Annotated in this window: 11 protein-coding genes; 4 read left to right on the forward strand and 7 right to left on the reverse strand. The window is 29.7% G+C overall.

Features of this window, described 5'->3' with window-relative positions:
* Positions 1–6 precede the first annotated feature (6 nt).
* Both ACY3JJ_RS03400 and ACY3JJ_RS03405 read left to right on the forward strand, forming a co-directional pair.
* Positions 7–768 carry a hypothetical protein gene (locus ACY3JJ_RS03400; protein WP_463092387.1) on the forward strand — a complete coding sequence of 254 codons (762 nt, stop codon included), beginning with the start codon at positions 7–9 and terminating at the stop codon, positions 766–768.
* Positions 765–3,560: a M1 family aminopeptidase gene (locus tag ACY3JJ_RS03405; protein ID WP_463092388.1), complete on the forward strand. Its 2,796-nt coding sequence runs from the start codon at positions 765–767 to the stop codon at positions 3,558–3,560. Before ACY3JJ_RS03400 ends, ACY3JJ_RS03405 begins: the two co-directional genes overlap by 4 nt.
* A 51-nt stretch (positions 3,561–3,611) precedes the next feature.
* Here ACY3JJ_RS03405 and ACY3JJ_RS03410 read toward each other — a convergent pair whose 3' ends face one another.
* Positions 3,612–4,772 carry a carboxypeptidase regulatory-like domain-containing protein gene (locus ACY3JJ_RS03410; protein ID WP_463092389.1) on the reverse strand — a complete coding sequence of 387 codons (1,161 nt, stop codon included), beginning with the start codon at positions 4,770–4,772 and terminating at the stop codon, positions 3,612–3,614.
* Between the two features lie 225 nt (positions 4,773–4,997).
* Between ACY3JJ_RS03410 and ACY3JJ_RS03415 the strand changes: the two genes are divergently transcribed.
* Positions 4,998–5,984 carry a GTPase gene (locus ACY3JJ_RS03415; RefSeq protein ID WP_463092390.1) on the forward strand — a complete coding sequence of 329 codons (987 nt, stop codon included), beginning with the start codon at positions 4,998–5,000 and terminating at the stop codon, positions 5,982–5,984.
* Positions 5,985–5,996: 12 nt separating this feature from the next.
* On the forward strand, positions 5,997–7,007 hold the full coding sequence (locus ACY3JJ_RS03420; protein WP_463092391.1) for a Gfo/Idh/MocA family protein: 1,011 nt from the start codon (positions 5,997–5,999) through the stop codon (positions 7,005–7,007).
* Here the strand turns inward: ACY3JJ_RS03420 and ACY3JJ_RS03425 are convergent.
* The 6 genes from ACY3JJ_RS03425 to ACY3JJ_RS03450 form a co-directional block, all read right to left on the reverse strand.
* A complete protein-coding gene (locus ACY3JJ_RS03425) occupies positions 6,970–7,827 on the reverse strand; it encodes a DMT family transporter (protein WP_463092392.1) in 858 nt (285 codons plus the stop codon). The genes ACY3JJ_RS03420 and ACY3JJ_RS03425 overlap by 38 nt on opposite strands.
* Positions 7,817–10,882, reverse strand: a complete 3,066-nt coding sequence (locus ACY3JJ_RS03430; RefSeq protein WP_463092393.1) for a glycoside hydrolase family 2 TIM barrel-domain containing protein — start codon at positions 10,880–10,882, stop codon at positions 7,817–7,819. The genes ACY3JJ_RS03425 and ACY3JJ_RS03430 overlap by 11 nt, the downstream gene beginning before the upstream one ends.
* Positions 10,860–12,542: an amylo-alpha-1,6-glucosidase gene (locus ACY3JJ_RS03435; protein WP_463092394.1), complete on the reverse strand. Its 1,683-nt coding sequence runs from the start codon at positions 12,540–12,542 to the stop codon at positions 10,860–10,862. The genes ACY3JJ_RS03430 and ACY3JJ_RS03435 overlap by 23 nt, the downstream gene beginning before the upstream one ends.
* Positions 12,543–12,546: 4 nt before the next feature.
* Positions 12,547–13,332 carry a carbohydrate ABC transporter permease gene (locus ACY3JJ_RS03440; protein ID WP_463092578.1) on the reverse strand — a complete coding sequence of 262 codons (786 nt, stop codon included), beginning with the start codon at positions 13,330–13,332 and terminating at the stop codon, positions 12,547–12,549.
* Between the two features lie 61 nt (positions 13,333–13,393).
* A complete protein-coding gene (locus tag ACY3JJ_RS03445) occupies positions 13,394–14,266 on the reverse strand; it encodes a carbohydrate ABC transporter permease (protein ID WP_463092395.1) in 873 nt (290 codons plus the stop codon).
* A gap of 83 nt (positions 14,267–14,349) precedes the next feature.
* Positions 14,350–15,606 carry an ABC transporter substrate-binding protein gene (locus ACY3JJ_RS03450; protein ID WP_463092396.1) on the reverse strand — a complete coding sequence of 419 codons (1,257 nt, stop codon included), beginning with the start codon at positions 15,604–15,606 and terminating at the stop codon, positions 14,350–14,352.
* Between the last annotated feature and the right edge of the window lie 101 nt (positions 15,607–15,707).

The raw sequence follows: 15,707 nt of genomic DNA on the forward strand, positions 1-15,707 counted from the left end.
ATTAAGATGTGGCTTTTAGTTAACAAAATTATTAAAGAAAAGTCTTTGTTAAATTATATTTTGCTTGTTTTTTTGCTTATTCTTATAAATCCTATATTTACAATTACTAATATGCTTTGTCATGATGGGGGACATGGAATTTTTGTGCTACCTGCGATTATTCTTAATAGAGAGATTCCAGAACCTCCAAAAGTTCAGGGGCATGAAGGTGGAATATATGATGAAAATCCATTTAAAAATTTTCCTCTAGCAGCTGTTCTTTTTGTGTTGTCTTTTCCATTAGGTACTTTGGCAAATTTGCTTCTTTTTATTTTCTCATATAGATTAGCTAGGGGTTATTATAAAAAGGCAGAATGCTTTAAATATTTACTCATATCCTCTTTGTTTCTATCCTTATCTTTGATCTCTTTTGATAGTATAGTCACAAATTTCTTCTTAGGAGCAGATTTTTCTTTCATTTGGGAAGGTATTGGTTTTCCTATAAAATTACCTTTATTAGAAGTGTTTTTTAGTTATATAATTCCCTATGTATTGTTTCCTTTTTATCTGATTGTTAAAAAGAAGTTTGAAATCTTTCAAATTATATCGGTTGCATTGACCGTATATATTGGTTCTGAAATATCTTACAATTTAGTTGTTGTTCCTTTTTATGAAGTGATTATGCATAATTTTTGGTACTTGTTTATTATAGGGACTCCACTCCTAATATTAGTGTTATTGTTTTTCAATATGTTATTAAAAAATTTAAAGAGAGGAGAGTTAATATGAGGAAATACTTATTGAGAATCTTTATTTTAATTTTTTATATTTCATCAATAGCTTTTGCTGATGTATCCAGCTACAAAGTATATGCTCAGCTTTCACCTAAGGAAAGAATTATTAGTGGAAAAGTAGAAGTAAATTACGTGAATAATACTGAAAAAGAGCTTTCAGAGATTTACTTTTATCTTCCTGCTAATCTTCTGAAGGAAAATAATCCTTACATTCATCCAGTATTGGTAGATTCTGAATATGTTAGAGGATTTGATCCAGGTTTTACTAATATATCAAGGGTTACCGATCTTTCAGGAAAGGATATAAGTTATACCTTAGAAAGTGGAAAGATTCTTCTTCAAAATTATTCGTTAAAGGATAACTATTTGAAGGTAATACTTCCTGAGAAACTCAGCCCTGGAGAATCTTATGGTTTAATTATATATTTTTCTACCAAGTTTCCAGAATCCTATGCAGGTGATATGGCTTTTTGTAAAAATGCTTTTGTATGGAGATTTGGGTGGTTTCCCTATGAGATTCCTTATGTAAAGGATGATTGGGATAAAGGAGGTAGACTTGTTTCAAGTAATTTTTATCTTGAACTCTTAGTGCCAAAAGAATACAAAGTTGCAGTAGGTATGGATGAAGTAAGAGAAGAAGTAGAGGGAAATTGGAAAAGGGTAATTGGGGTAAATGATAGCCCAAGAAGATCCTTACCTATCGCAATAAGTCCAGATTATCAAGTTTATAGATTGGCAGATGGAAAATTCCCTGAAATATATGTGTATTTTTATCCTGGGAGAGAATATAAAGCAAGGATTTTAGCATCTTTTGCGAGAGAAGTTTATGATTATTATTCTAAGGTTTATGGAAGTTCTGAACATAGGAGGATTAATATAATAGAAGGGCAAATAAGTAATTTTTGGGGAGGAGCTGCTGATGGCTTTGTGATTTTGGGTAATACAGCTTTTTATTCAGCAGATCTTATTACTCCTTACCTTTGGGAGAGACTTTTAGAATATTTAATTGCTCATGAATTTGCTCATCTTTGGTGGGGAATAGGTATAGGTATGGATTTCAATAAAGAGAATTGGATATCAGAAGGTTTTGCTGAATATCTTTCTGTTACATATTTTGAAAGGAAGTATGGTGCAAAAGGTGGAAATCTATTTCCTGATTTAGGAGATGATTACTTTTTACAACTTCTAAAAGATTACGTTTTTGGAGAACTTAATTTAAGAGAGTGGAATTCTGAACTTCCATATTTAATGTATTTAAAAGATGGATGGGATGAAGAAATAGTTAAAGATTATTGGAATAGTTGTTTAAATGGTTATAGTACTAAGATATATAATAAAAGTTATCTAGTTTTAAGAGCATTAGCTTCTGAAGTTGGAGAGGAAAAATTTGATGAAATAATAAGGGAATTGTATAGTGATTATAAGTACAAAATTTTGGAGACTACAGAAATAGATAATTACTTAAAAAATAAGTTTGGGTTAGATTGTGATAAGTTTTTTAAGGATTGGTTTTACTCTAAGGGGAAAGTAGATTATGAAATATATAGAATAGAGAATATCAATAAAGATGGAAAAAACATTGTAAGAATATATATAAAAAATAATGGTAATTTAAATATTCCTGTACAATTAGAGGTGGGAGGAGAAAGACTCGTAAATTCCAAAGAAGTTTTTCCTCAAGTTATAAGAGTAATTTATGATGGTGAATCAGGATATGTAGATGTGCCATTGGAAGTCCCATTTAAGTATGCAGTAATTGATCCAGATTCTAAGATTCCAGATGCAAATAGAGTTAATAATTGGTATCCAAGGAAGATTATCTATACTTCCAAGAGGAGAGCCCCTTTAGATGCATATGTGGTTTATTATAACACTGTTCCGTCTTTTAGTATTGATCTTTCTACAGGGAAGATAAATTATGCATCATATAATTTGGAAATTTATGACCCTATGAATTTTAATCTATCTCTTGAGGGTTTTTATGGGGATGAGATAAAAGGATTTAGCTTAGACTATCTTTATAAACTTCCAAAGGATGATACTTTATCTTTTCAGTTATTGTATATAGATCCAAACATAATAACGGGTGGAGTATCATTTACAAAAAATATATGGAGAAAATTTGATATTGGGATAAGTGGAAATTATTGGGATAAAGCCTATGTCTTAAACTTTTCTTTAATATACAATGAGCTATTCAACAATAAGCTGTATTTAGATTTTGGGGTGCAAAGAAATGTCGATTTTTATTCAAAAGCTCTTTTAAGTAACATGGATTTAAGATTAGCTTTTAATTCTACAGAACTCAGCTTTTGTAGAATTCAGTTAGGATTTAATAAATATTTCTTAATTTTACCACAGAGTTATTTGAGCTTAGATGGAATGTTAGGTTATATTATTGGAAATCCAGATTTTGAAGAGATGCTTTCTCTATCTGATTTCAAATCTTTAAGAAGTGATTATTTAGGAAAGTTTAAATTGAAACTTTCTGCTATCTGGAATTTACCATTGATTAGGGACCAAGAGCAAAAGTTCTTGAATCTGTTTATATTTAGGAGTTTAGATTTTAATACATACTTGGAATTTGGTGGTGTATGGGATGATATAAATCTTATCTCTAAGGATAATTTGGTATTAGGACTTGGTTTTGAGATGAAATATAGATTTACTACTATTGCTGAAATTCCTATTTCTCTTAATATAGGATATGCTTTCCCTGTATGGCAAGGAACTCCTAACCCTAATGAAGCTGGAAATTTATACTATTATATAACGATTGGTTTTTAAAATTTAATAGGGGAGGGCAAACTCCCTCCCCTATTTGATATGTTTTATGATCTACTTGTGAGAAACTCCATTTACTTTAAGAAATTGAACATTTATAGTTTCAGAGATAGGGATATCAGGACTTACATTTAAATTCATGATATATCTCAAAGATCTTACTAACGTTAGTTTGAATAAGTCTTTATAAGTTGTATTAAATCCTTCAGGGATTTCTGTTGGTCCATTTGTTACATACCATTCTAAGGGTGCTGTAGTGGCTAAAACTCTACCTTTATTATATCTATATTCTATAAAGGTAGGTAAAGTATTAACACCATCTCCTGTGTTTTCTTTTACATAGACCATTAAGTTAGAGATATTAGCAGTGTCTAAATTGTCAAACCCACCATGACTTGCATAATTTCCGTATAGTTGTTCTGGGAAATTTTTAGTAATAGGATGTTCAAAATATACTATGTTATTGTAGGAATCATAGGCATCCCTCCAAGTAACGCCTCCAGGAAGATGAGAAGTATAGTTTCCATACGCCCAACCATTATCACATGCTATCCAAAAAATTGTACCACCATTTGCTATGAAATTATTAAAGGTTTCTATATTGTTTGTATAGAAGTCATAGAAGTCTTGAGGCTGGTCACCTTCAATAATTATTAGGTCTCCTATATTTAAGTTTAAGTTTGGGTTTGGATCTCTTATACTTCTATATTCAAACTGATTTTGATTTGTACCTTCTGTCATTCCAATTTCCGTTGATAATATATTACCTATTACTGAAGAGGGAATTCCCGCGTTTGACCATCCTGATTCCGTCTCTCTAAATATTACTATATGTTTTATAACCTTGGTTAATATCATTGTTTCAGCAGTAATAGTTTGATTATCAGCAACTTCCACTATTACGTTGGCTGGTTGATAATTTTTATCTATATCTTGTGCTAAAATAAGGTAAGTACCTGCTGGTATATTTTGAAATTTATATGATCCACTATTTCCTGTAACTACGTAGGTATTATTTATATTCAGGGGTGAATCTTCTGTTTGCGGTATTAGATTTACTTTTATATTATTTGATTGATTCTCAGGTTTATCAAAGTAATAGACATTTCCTTGGATGGTTGAACTTCCTAACAATGGATTCTCTGGTGGTGGATTACATCCAGAGAGAAAGATACTGAGAATTAAAATTATTGGCCATATTATAATTTTCTTCACTGATTGGTTACCTCCGTTTAAATTTTTTAAAATAGGATAATTTAGAAAAAAAATAAGAATCTTAAAGATAGAATCGCCTCCTTAGGGAAAAATTTTCTAATTAGTTCAGTTTTTATCAAAAGAATTAATTAGAATTTATTTTTAATTATATCATTTTATAAATAAAAAAGAAATTTTTCGGTGTATAATTTTTTAAGTATAATAAGCAAAAGGGGTGTAATCCATATGCCTGCTAATCTTCCTCCACAATATTTTGAGGCTGAAAAGAGATTTAGGGAAGCTAAAACTATAGAGGATAAGATTCAAGCTCTTAAGGAGATGCTTGCTATTTTACCAAAGCATAAAGGTACAGATAAAATGAAGGCAGATTTAAGAAGAAAACTCTCTCAACTTATGGAGGAAGCTGAAAAAAGGTCAAAAAAAGGTGGTGGTAGATCATGGGATTATATAGAAAAAGAAGGAGCAGGGCAGGTTGTTATAATAGGTCCACCTAATACTGGAAAATCTTTGTTTTTTAGTCTTCTTACAGGAGTACAAAGCTTTGTGGCAGATTATCCCTTTTCTACTATTTATCCTGTGGTAGGTATGATGCCTTTTGAAAACATACAAATTCAGCTTATAGATCTTCCGCCCTTTTGGGAAAATTCAGATTCATGGATGTATAATCTTATAAGAAATTCAGATTTGACCTTAATTTTTCTCTCCCCAGATCAAGGTTCTATTTTAGAGGAATATGTTAAGATTAAAGAAATGCTGCAGAATAGGAAGATTAAATTGGTCTCTGAGAATCCTAGTAAAGATCCTTATTCACCTATAAAAGAGGTTAGAGGAATGATTTTGATAAATAAAATTGATCTATTGGATCCTTCTGAATTAAAAGAAGATGTTAGTATATTAAAGGACGATTTAAAGTTGTGCTTAATCTCTGCTGAGAAAGGAATTAATATGGAAGAAGCAAAGAGAGAGATATTTAATGCTTTAGAAGTAGTAAGAGTCTATACTAAAAAGCCCGGATATCCTCCAGATTTGGAACATCCATATATTTTAGAGAAGGGAGCAAAAGTGCTTGATGTGGCTGAATTAATTCATAAAGATATAGCCAAAAATTTAAAATATGCAAAACTTTATACAAGAGATGGTAGTGTAAAGGGAATTCCAGTGGAGAAAAATTATCAAGTAAAAGATGAAGATATTTTAGAATTCCATACATAGGAGGTAAAGATTATGAGATGGGCAGTAATTGGTACTGGACAGATTGTAAGGGATAGATTTCTCCCGGCTCTTGAAAAGGTAATGGGTGCTAAGCTTACTGCGATAGTTACAACAAATTCTGAAAAGGCAAGAGATTTAGCTGAAAAATACGGGGCTAAAATTTACGAAAGAAGTGAGGATTTAGAAGATGTGGATGTGGTATATATAGCTACTCCTAACAAATTTCATAAAGAACAAACGATAAAATGTGCGGAGAAGGGTATTCATGTTCTTTGTGAGAAACCTATGGCTATGAATGTGGAAGAAGCAGAGGAAATGATAAGAGCTTGTGAAAAAAATAAAGTAGTTCTTGGAATAGCTAACATGGGTAGATTTAATCCTTATAATATAGGTGCAAAAAAACTTTTAGAAGATAATATTGTGGGAAAACTTGGAATAGTAAAAGCAAGTTTTTCCTTTGTTAACTTAAATAGAGATAAGTGGAGATATGATCTTAAACTTGCAGGTGGAGGAGCTGTTATGGATATTGGGGTTCATGTAATTAACACTTTACATTTTTTTAGACCTAATAATAAAATCATTGAGATATGTGCGATTAATGAGAATTATGGGTATAAAGTAGAGCAGAATGCTGGAGCAGTAGCAAAGTTTGATGATGGAGTTTTAGTACTCATGGATGCAAGTTATGATACTTCTCTTTCTGTATCTTTTGAGATTAGGGGTAGAGATGGAATTTTATATGTGTTAGATACTCTTTATCAGGAATACGATGGTAAAGTTATTTTAAGAAAAGAAAACAACTATACCCTTTATACTTTTTATGGAGAGAATCAATATGTGGCAGAAATAAAGGATATGGAGGATGCTATTTTGAATAAAAGAGACCCTAAAACATCAGGATTTGAAGGGTTAAAGGATATGAAGGTGATTTCTGCTTGGTATGATTCTGCTTTAAAAAAAAACTGGTTGAGATATTCTATTAGCTCTAAGGCTCTTTTGAGGAGGCAATCATTACACTTATAAAAATCAACATTCCACCTAATATAGTATTTATAGTAATTTCTTCTTTTAGAATAATGTAAGAGAATAAATAGCCAAATACTGATTCTGTACTGAGTATTATTGAAACAACATTAGGGTGTAAGTATTTCTGAGATAGGGTTTGGAAAATATAAGCTATAAAAGTGCTTAGTAGTGAAATATAAATCAATGATATTATGAAAGTTTTGTCTATAGTTAAGTTTAAGGATTCTTTTGATAATATGATCATTAACAAAGATAAAAATGATATAGATAAGAATTGGTAAAAAGTTAAAGAAATTGGATCTATGGTACTCACAAATTTTTTAGTGTATATAATGTGTAAAGCGAAAAATAAGGCACAAAATAGACTGAGAATATCACCTATATTTATATCCCATTTTTCACCATTATAAAATAATAGAAGAACTCCAAATAGAGAAATAAAAGCACTTGTAATATGGAGTAAGGATGGTTTCTTCTTACTTAGAGGCCAATATAGAAAAGGTACTAAGATAACATTTGTACTTGTGAAGAAAGCATTTCTGCCAGGAGTTGTGAATTTTACACCTTCTGTTTGTAGCCAAAAAGCTAAAAATAAAAAGGTTCCTAATATAAAGCCTTTAATAATTGAGAAAAGATCTGTGTTTATTAATCTTTTGTAATAAATGAAAAATAGCAGAAAAGATGCAATAGTAAATCTAAGGAAAATAATATAAGAAGAAGATAAATAGAAAGTACAGTTTTTAACTGCAACAAACCCCCCTCCCCATATTATGGAAGATAGGAATAATAATATAATTGCTAATACCTTAACATTCATTTTCTATTAATACATCATTAATATATTTAGATTTCTCAGATACTTCATACTTGTTAAATAAGGATATCAAAATACTAAACTCAAAATTTTCAAATAAACATCTATACTTTTTGAGTTGATTTTGACCACATGAATTGCTGCCTAAAGCATTTTGTTTATAATCGGTATTGAGAACAATATAATCTCGTTTTTCGAGTTCGTGAAAATATTTAGCTTTTTGTAAATCTTCATCTTCATAATAGTATGCACTAAAGCTAAAAGGTGTTTTTGAGCCTACAAATAGGCCAAATCCTAATTCATTTGTTAGGCTTACAAATCTGCATTCTTCTCTATTCCCAGCGTCTTGAGGTTTAATATATTTTATTATTAAGTCATTTATATTTTTTTCATATACGCCTATTATAGAGCTTTCTTTCATATCTGGATAATTTATTTCCGGACCTCTACCATACCATAATACCTTTTCAAGATTTTTGTCTAAGTACCATTTAAAACCTATTTTAGGAAGCATTGTAAGTGCTAAATGTTTGTCACCTTCTGTATTTCCTTTTATTTTTATATATATATTCCCATCCGGAATTATAAGATATTTATATTCTAAAATGTATAACCATGATGAATTTAAAGTTCCATATGTAGCGGTTACGTAAATTTCAACAAAACTTTTATGGGGTACGATATTTACTTTATCGATTCTCTCTTGTAAAAATGGTAGTCTGTATTTCTCGATATAATCTTTTACTATATTTCTATCATTATCTATTGGAGCTCTCCATAAATTAAAAAAGGGTCCCTTATAGAGTAATTTAAAACTATTTTTGTAACCATCAGTTAATTTAGCATTTACTTTATCGAATTTTATGTTGAAATCGTCTCCTTTTATAGTAATATATTGTTCATTTTCTTCCATAAAATAATCTTTAGGGGTCATAATTTTATGTTTTGTATTCTTATTCTCTTTTAGTTTAAGTTGATAATAAGATATAACATGTCCTTTACGTGCCCAAATTGTATTTTCTTTAAGTTGGAAAACAAAGTTTATAAAGATCTCTTCATTGTAATTTTTAAGTATTTGTGGGATATCATCTATCACTATTGTTTTTTCTTCTTGAGGATCAATATTAAGACTATTTATGGTTTTATTAAATAGGGTCTTGTTTAAACTAAAAATTTCTACAGATAGGGTAATGTTTGATAGGTCTGAAAAATAGTATAAATTTTTTACTATAAATTCCCCTTTGTTTAAATCTTTAGGTTTAATTTTGATTGGAGAAAATACATTTTTAGCTTCTAAGAGTCCTGGCTTAATATTCCTATCAGGAAATAGGAGACCATCAATACAGAAATTTGAATCTTCTGGAAAATCCTCGCCGTAGATAAAATTTTCGTTGTTCTTTATTAATAGGCCATGATCGCAGTATTCCCAAATGAATGAACCCTGGAAATTGTTATAATTTTCCATGAATTCTTCATATTCTTTTAGGCCTCCAGGACCAGTACCCATAGCATGTGCATATTCACAAAGAATATAGGGTTTCTTAGTGTTTTCAATTATTTCTTTAAGGGATTTATTTGAGTTCTCTGGTTCTATCCATGTATACATTGTAGAATATATATCTACAATTTTTGCATCTTTATCTCCCTCATAATGGATTAAACGAGATTTATCAATACTTTTTATCTTTTGGGCTGCATAAATAAAATTGTCTCCAAAAGAAGATTCATTACCTAAGGACCACATTATTATGGATGGGTGGTTCTTATCTCTTTGTACTGTTCTTTCAATCCTATTTTCAAAGGATAGTCTCCATTCTGGATTATTGCTGATAAAATCATATTTATTTATTATCTCAAATCCATGAGTTTCCAAATCACATTCAGCAATAACATAAATTCCATATTTATCGCATAGATCATAAAAGTATGGAGAATTTGGATAATGAGACGTTCTTATAGCATTGAAATTGTGTTGCTTAAGGATTTTTATGTCTTTTTCAACTACTTCTTTAGGAGTGTAGTATCCTAATTTAGGATGAAACTCATGTCTATTTATTCCTTTTAATTTAATTTTTTTTCCATTCAAAGTAAAGGTATTTCCGTTTATTTCTATTTTTCTGAATCCTACTTTTTGGGGAATTACTTCTATAACTTTTTCATCTTTTTCTAAGACTATAAATAAATCATAAAGATATGGTTCTTCATCTGACCATCTTTTAATCTTAAGATTGCCTATGGTTAATTCTAAAGAGTTGTTTTTTGAGAACTCACATATATTTTCTGATATTATTCTTTCTTCATCATCCATTAATATTGTTTTTAATTTATATTCTTCTAAAATTTTATTAAAATCAATTTTCAAATTTAAAAATCCTTTTGAATAATCTTCATTAAGATCTGGAATTACAAAATAATCGTAAATTCCATCCTCAGGTTCAACTACTAGTTCTACATCTCTTGTGATTCCCCCAAGTTTCCACATATCCTGATCCTCTAAATAGCTTGAATCAGACCATTTATATACTCTAACTACAATTAAATTGTCGTTTTCTCTTACAACATGACTTATATCAAATTCAGAAGTTAATCTTGACCCTTTACTATACCCAACTTCTTTTCCATTTAACCAAACACTAAAAGCTGAAGAAACTCCATGAAATCTTAAAATTATTCTTTTCCCTATCCAACTTTTATCGATATTAAATCTTCGTCTATATATACCACAAGGATTTTTTGTGGGAACATAAGGTGGATTTATAGGGAAAAGGTAAAGATAATCTGTATAGTATGGTTTATCGTAACCTTGAGTTTCCCAGGGTGATGGTACAATTATTTCATCCCAATTAGTGTCATCAAATTCTTCTGTCCAGAAATTGTTAGGTGAATATTCTGGAGACTCAATAAACATGAATTTCCAAACTCCATTTAAAAGTTTATATCCTATGCTGAAACCTTTTTCATAAGTTTTTGCTTTTTCTAATTCTGTAAAAGGAATAAAGTATGCTCTTGGTTTTAGAACATTTATTCCAGTGATTTTATGGTTTTCCCAGAGTTTCATAGATTCCCTCCTTTTCTATTTCTTCTAAGAATTTTAAAAATATACTACTAGTCCAACTAAATGCAGTGTCACATAATCCTTCTCCTGTTATTGGATCAAAATTTTCATTAAAATAGCTATTTATCACTAAATTTATGAACTTTGTTTTAATTTTAGTGGCAATATCCTTAATACCTAACTCTTCTATGGAAGAAGTGAATAGAAACGTGGTTGGACTCCAAATAGGACCTCTCCAGTATCCTTTTGGGTCAAAATCTGGGCTATCTATTGCTTCGGTGGCAAGACCATATTGGGTGGTAAATCTTTTCTGGATATTAATGATTATTTTTTCAATAATGTTAAGTGGAAGTTTATTAGTGAGTATTATAGGAATATATTTTTGTAAGCTATTACAATTTATAATATTGTGTTTCTGGTCTAAAACAATAAATTCATTTTTATTCCATAATTTTATTAATTTGTCAAATAACTTTTCTGAAATTTCTTTAAAATTTACGTAATCATTATATCTTTTTAATTTTTGAGCCATATCAGATAGAAGATCAAATAGAACGATAAGATATGAATTTAAATCCGGAGATTCAACAGGTATAGTTTTTTTGAAAACTGTTGAATTATCCCAACCACTTTCATTTCCATGATTGTATTGAACAAGAAAGTCTTTATCATCATCTCTGTGATTTAACCACCAAAATCCCCAACTCTTAAGAGGATCATAGAATTCTTTTAAATCTTCATAAGCTATAAGATTGTTTTTTAGGAAGTATTTAAAAATATATCCAATAATGGGGGGTTTACAGAAGTTTTCATGAAAGTATATGTCATTTATAAAATCTGGTATTAATCCATCTTCTCGCTGAATAGAGAAGAAAATTCTTATGTTATCAAAACTTAAATCTGGAAATTTTTCTATAATTGGAATTATTGTAAACAAAATATCCCAACTCCATATATTTGTCATTTTATTTTTTGAAGAGAAATATCCTTCGTATTTTATTAATCCTCTGGGTGATACTGTATTTGCCCAAAGAATATATTTTGCTAAGGTTATTTGAGGATTGTTATTATTTATCTTAAATTTCGAAGAAAAAGCTTCAAATTCTTTTCTTGTTTTATTTACAGACTCATCGAAGGAAGGTATAGAATATTGGGGATTTTCACATTTAAAATCTAAAACAGCTAATTCACAACTTTCTCTGATAGGTGTAATAGAGAGGATGGAATATTCTGTTCTTAATCCATTCCATTTATTTATTAGTTTATATTCTCCTTCTTCAATTTTTATAAACAGAAATAAATTATTCCTATGAGAACAATTAAACTCTATTAAAGAATTGTTTCTTTCAATAACATAGTCGTAGCTTTTTGTTAAAAATTCCAATTTAATAGGCAGTTTATAAGTTTTTATCTTTAAAATGTTGGGGGTGCTGAAGGTAAAATGTATTTCTCCAACTTTGTATTCTATCTTTAGTAAATATGGTAAAATAACAATATCCTTTATCTTTTCACTAACACTAATTCTTATAATCTCTTTTTCGATATCATCTCCACCTGTTAGATGACCGATTAAGATATTGTCGTCTTTGTCAATTAAAATTCTTATATAAGATCCTCTTCTTGTAAATGGTATTTTACTTAATTCATATTTGCTTGTTATCATTAAATCACCTCTTTATTCCTACACTTGCAATTCCCTCAGTAAAGTATTTTTGTGCTAAAATATAACACAACAATGGTGGTAAGGATACAATTGTTGTTATTGCCATGATTTTGTTTATTTCAATATGATGTAAGCCTCTAAACTGAGCTACACCTAACATAAGAGTGTATTTTTGAGGATTATTTATAAATATTAAAGGGCCTAAAAAATCATTCCAACAAGTTACAAAATTAAAAATGGCTAATATAGCTATAGCAGGCTTCATGAGTGGTAAGAAAATTTTAGTAAATGTCTGTAATGGATTTGCACCATCTATAGCGGCAGCCTCTTCTAACTCCTTGGGTATAGTTAATAGAAATTGTCTCAAAAGAAAAATATAGAATGGGCCTCCAAACCATGCTGGTATAATAAAGGGTTTAAGAGTGTCTATCCATTTTAGGGCTTTGAAGAGTACATATTGAGGAATCATTGTGACATCCCATGGTATCATCATAGATGCTAGTAGGATTGTAAAAAGAAATTCTCTCCCTTTGAATTTGTATCTAGCAAAACCGTAAGCAACAAGTGTACATGAAAATATTTGACCTAAGGTATTAAAAATAACAATGAGTAAAGAGTTTTTGAGATATAGATTAAATGGTTGTGCATTCCAGGCTTCTTTAAAATTTTCTAAATGCCAAGAGGATGGTATAAATATAGGAGGATAGGTGAAAAGTTCAGTTGAGGGTTTTACTGAGCTTATGATCATCCAAATGATGGGAAATACAAAATATATTGATAGTGATATCATCAATATATAATAACCTAAACTAAATAAAAACCTTTTCAAAATATTACCTCCTTTATTTTATTTATGATTCTGCCTCATAATAAACCCATAAATTTGATGTTTTAAATAAAATCATAGTTAGAATAAAGATTATAATAAACATAAACCAAGCATTAGCAGCAGCGTATCCTAATTGGGAATATCTAAAAGCATTATGGTATACATACATAGCAAATACGTAGGAACTTCTTGCTGGACCGCCACCTGTCAACAATAGGGCTAATGTTAGAACTTGAAAAGCGCTTATTAGGGTCGTTATTAAATTAAAGAGGATAGAAGGAGATATCATTGGTAAAGTGATTTTCAAAAATCTTTGCCAGTTAGTTGCTCCATCTATATAAGCTGCTTCATATAATTCTATTGGAACATTTTTAAGAGCAGCCAGAAATATAAGCATCGTATTACCCATAGTCCATAAACTGGCTATAACCAAAGAAACAATACTCCATTTTCTGTCTCCAAGCCAATTTATTCCTCTTATACCCAATAAAGATAGGAAATAATTTAAAATTCCATATTCTTTATCATAGATCCATGACCATACTATAGCTATAGCTACTCCTGAAACTATAGTTGGAAGAAAAAACAATACTTTAAACATAGAGGTAAGTCTAAATTTTTGGTTAATTAGTATTGCACAAAATAAGGCAAAGATGGTATTCAAGGGTACATAAAGAAATACATATCTAAATGTTGCTTTAAGAGCATTATAAAATAGTGGATCTTGAAACATGTCTATATAATTTTTAAGACCTATGAAATTGGTTTTCCCTACTATAGGCCAATCATAGAAACTCATTATACATGAGAAAATTAATGGCCCTAAAGTGAATGATAGTAATCCTATTATCCAGGGAAGGATAAAAAGATATGGAATATATTTATTATATTTCATGGTTTTGTTTTTCCTCCATTTTATCTGAAATATGGGAGGAGATTTTAGAGATCTCCTCCCATTTTTCTTAATATTATCTTTATCTACTTAAGAAATCTTTTACATAGAGCAACAAGTTCGTCTAAATATTCCTTAATTTTATTTTCATCAGCTTGTTCACTGAATATTTTTTCTATTGTTACTGCTAATTCATCATATACTTTCCTCATATTTTTATTAAGATTAAATGAAGGTACAGTATCTTTAGAGGCTTCAACCATTTTATAGAATGGTTGATAGTATGGATCTTTTAAGAATCCCATTTCAAATGCGATACTTTTTCTTGTGGGTAAATCTCCTTTTCTCATTTTTATTGCATCTTTGTGGTAACTGTAATATTTAACAAATTCCCATGCTTCTTTTATGTTTTTAGAATCTTTTGCTATTGATATAGCAGAAACATTTAATATACTTTTTACTTTTTTCCCTTTAAAGGCTGGTAAAATATGAACTCCAAAATTTAATTTTGCTTCTTGAAATTCAGGTAGACGCCATATTCCACTTGATAACATACCAAGTTTTCCTGCCTTGAATAAATCGCCTCCAGATTGTATTTGTTGGGTGCCAGTTAGAACAGCAATACCTTCTCTTAACATCTTAGTAAATAGGGCTAAAGTTTCTATCATTTCTTTGCTGTTTAAATATCCTTCTATCTCTTTTCCATCTAAACTACAATATCTTCCTCCATTACTCCATAAGAATTGTTCAAAATCATAAGGATCTGGACTAATAGGAAAGGCAAAACCGTAAATTTTTTGTGTGGGATTAGTTATTTTTTTAGCTTTCTCTATTAATTCATCCCATGTCCAATTGGGAGAGGGGGGTTGGACATTATTTCTTTTAAATAAATCTTTATTCCAGTAAACTATGTGGCTTGTGAATCCTACAGGTAGACCATAATATTTATTTTCATATTTACAATAGTTAAGGACTGCAGGATAGTAGTCATTCATATTTATGGTTTTTTCATTTTTAATTAGATCATCTAACGGTAAGAGAGATTCAGCATAAGTTGGGAAATCCCACATATACATAACATCAGGTGGGTTTTTGGCCCCAAAGGATGCTGCAAGTTTTTGATCAAAATTATCACCATAACTTTCTACTTGTACCTTAATATTAGGGTATAGTTTTTCAAAATTTTTAGCTATTGTTTGTTGAATCTTAAAGAGCTCTCCAGTATCCCATGTAGCAAATCTTATTGTGGTTATTTTTTGGGGTGATGAAATAGTGATGAATAAAAGAAAAATAAGAAGAGAGAATAGGGTTTTGGGTAATAGTCTTTTTTCTTTAGAGGCCATTTTGTATACCTCCTTTATAGTTAATGTTAAGAATAGTTTAAAATAATTTTAGTAAAATGTCAATAATTTTAGTAAAATAATTTTGGAATAATTAGGGTTTT

This window comes from Dictyoglomus sp. DH (genome assembly GCF_055181375.1).

What these genes read in the sequence shown, in the direction of transcription:
- ACY3JJ_RS03425 (WP_463092392.1), bottom strand. Translation starts at nt 7,827, where the DNA reads ATGAATGTTAAGGTATTAGCAATTATATTATTATTCCTATCTTCCATA.
- ACY3JJ_RS03400 (WP_463092387.1), top strand. Translation starts at nt 7, where the DNA reads ATGTGGCTTTTAGTTAACAAAATTATTAAAGAAAAGTCTTTGTTAAAT.
- ACY3JJ_RS03430 (WP_463092393.1), bottom strand. Translation starts at nt 10,882, where the DNA reads ATGAAACTCTGGGAAAACCATAAAATCACTGGAATAAATGTTCTAAAA.
- ACY3JJ_RS03420 (WP_463092391.1), top strand. Translation starts at nt 5,997, where the DNA reads ATGAGATGGGCAGTAATTGGTACTGGACAGATTGTAAGGGATAGATTT.
- ACY3JJ_RS03415 (WP_463092390.1), top strand. Translation starts at nt 4,998, where the DNA reads ATGCCTGCTAATCTTCCTCCACAATATTTTGAGGCTGAAAAGAGATTT.
- ACY3JJ_RS03445 (WP_463092395.1), bottom strand. Translation starts at nt 14,266, where the DNA reads ATGAAATATAATAAATATATTCCATATCTTTTTATCCTTCCCTGGATA.
- ACY3JJ_RS03450 (WP_463092396.1), bottom strand. Translation starts at nt 15,606, where the DNA reads ATGGCCTCTAAAGAAAAAAGACTATTACCCAAAACCCTATTCTCTCTT.
- ACY3JJ_RS03435 (WP_463092394.1), bottom strand. Translation starts at nt 12,542, where the DNA reads ATGATAACAAGCAAATATGAATTAAGTAAAATACCATTTACAAGAAGA.
- ACY3JJ_RS03405 (WP_463092388.1), top strand. Translation starts at nt 765, where the DNA reads ATGAGGAAATACTTATTGAGAATCTTTATTTTAATTTTTTATATTTCA.
- ACY3JJ_RS03440 (WP_463092578.1), bottom strand. Translation starts at nt 13,332, where the DNA reads ATGATATCACTATCAATATATTTTGTATTTCCCATCATTTGGATGATC.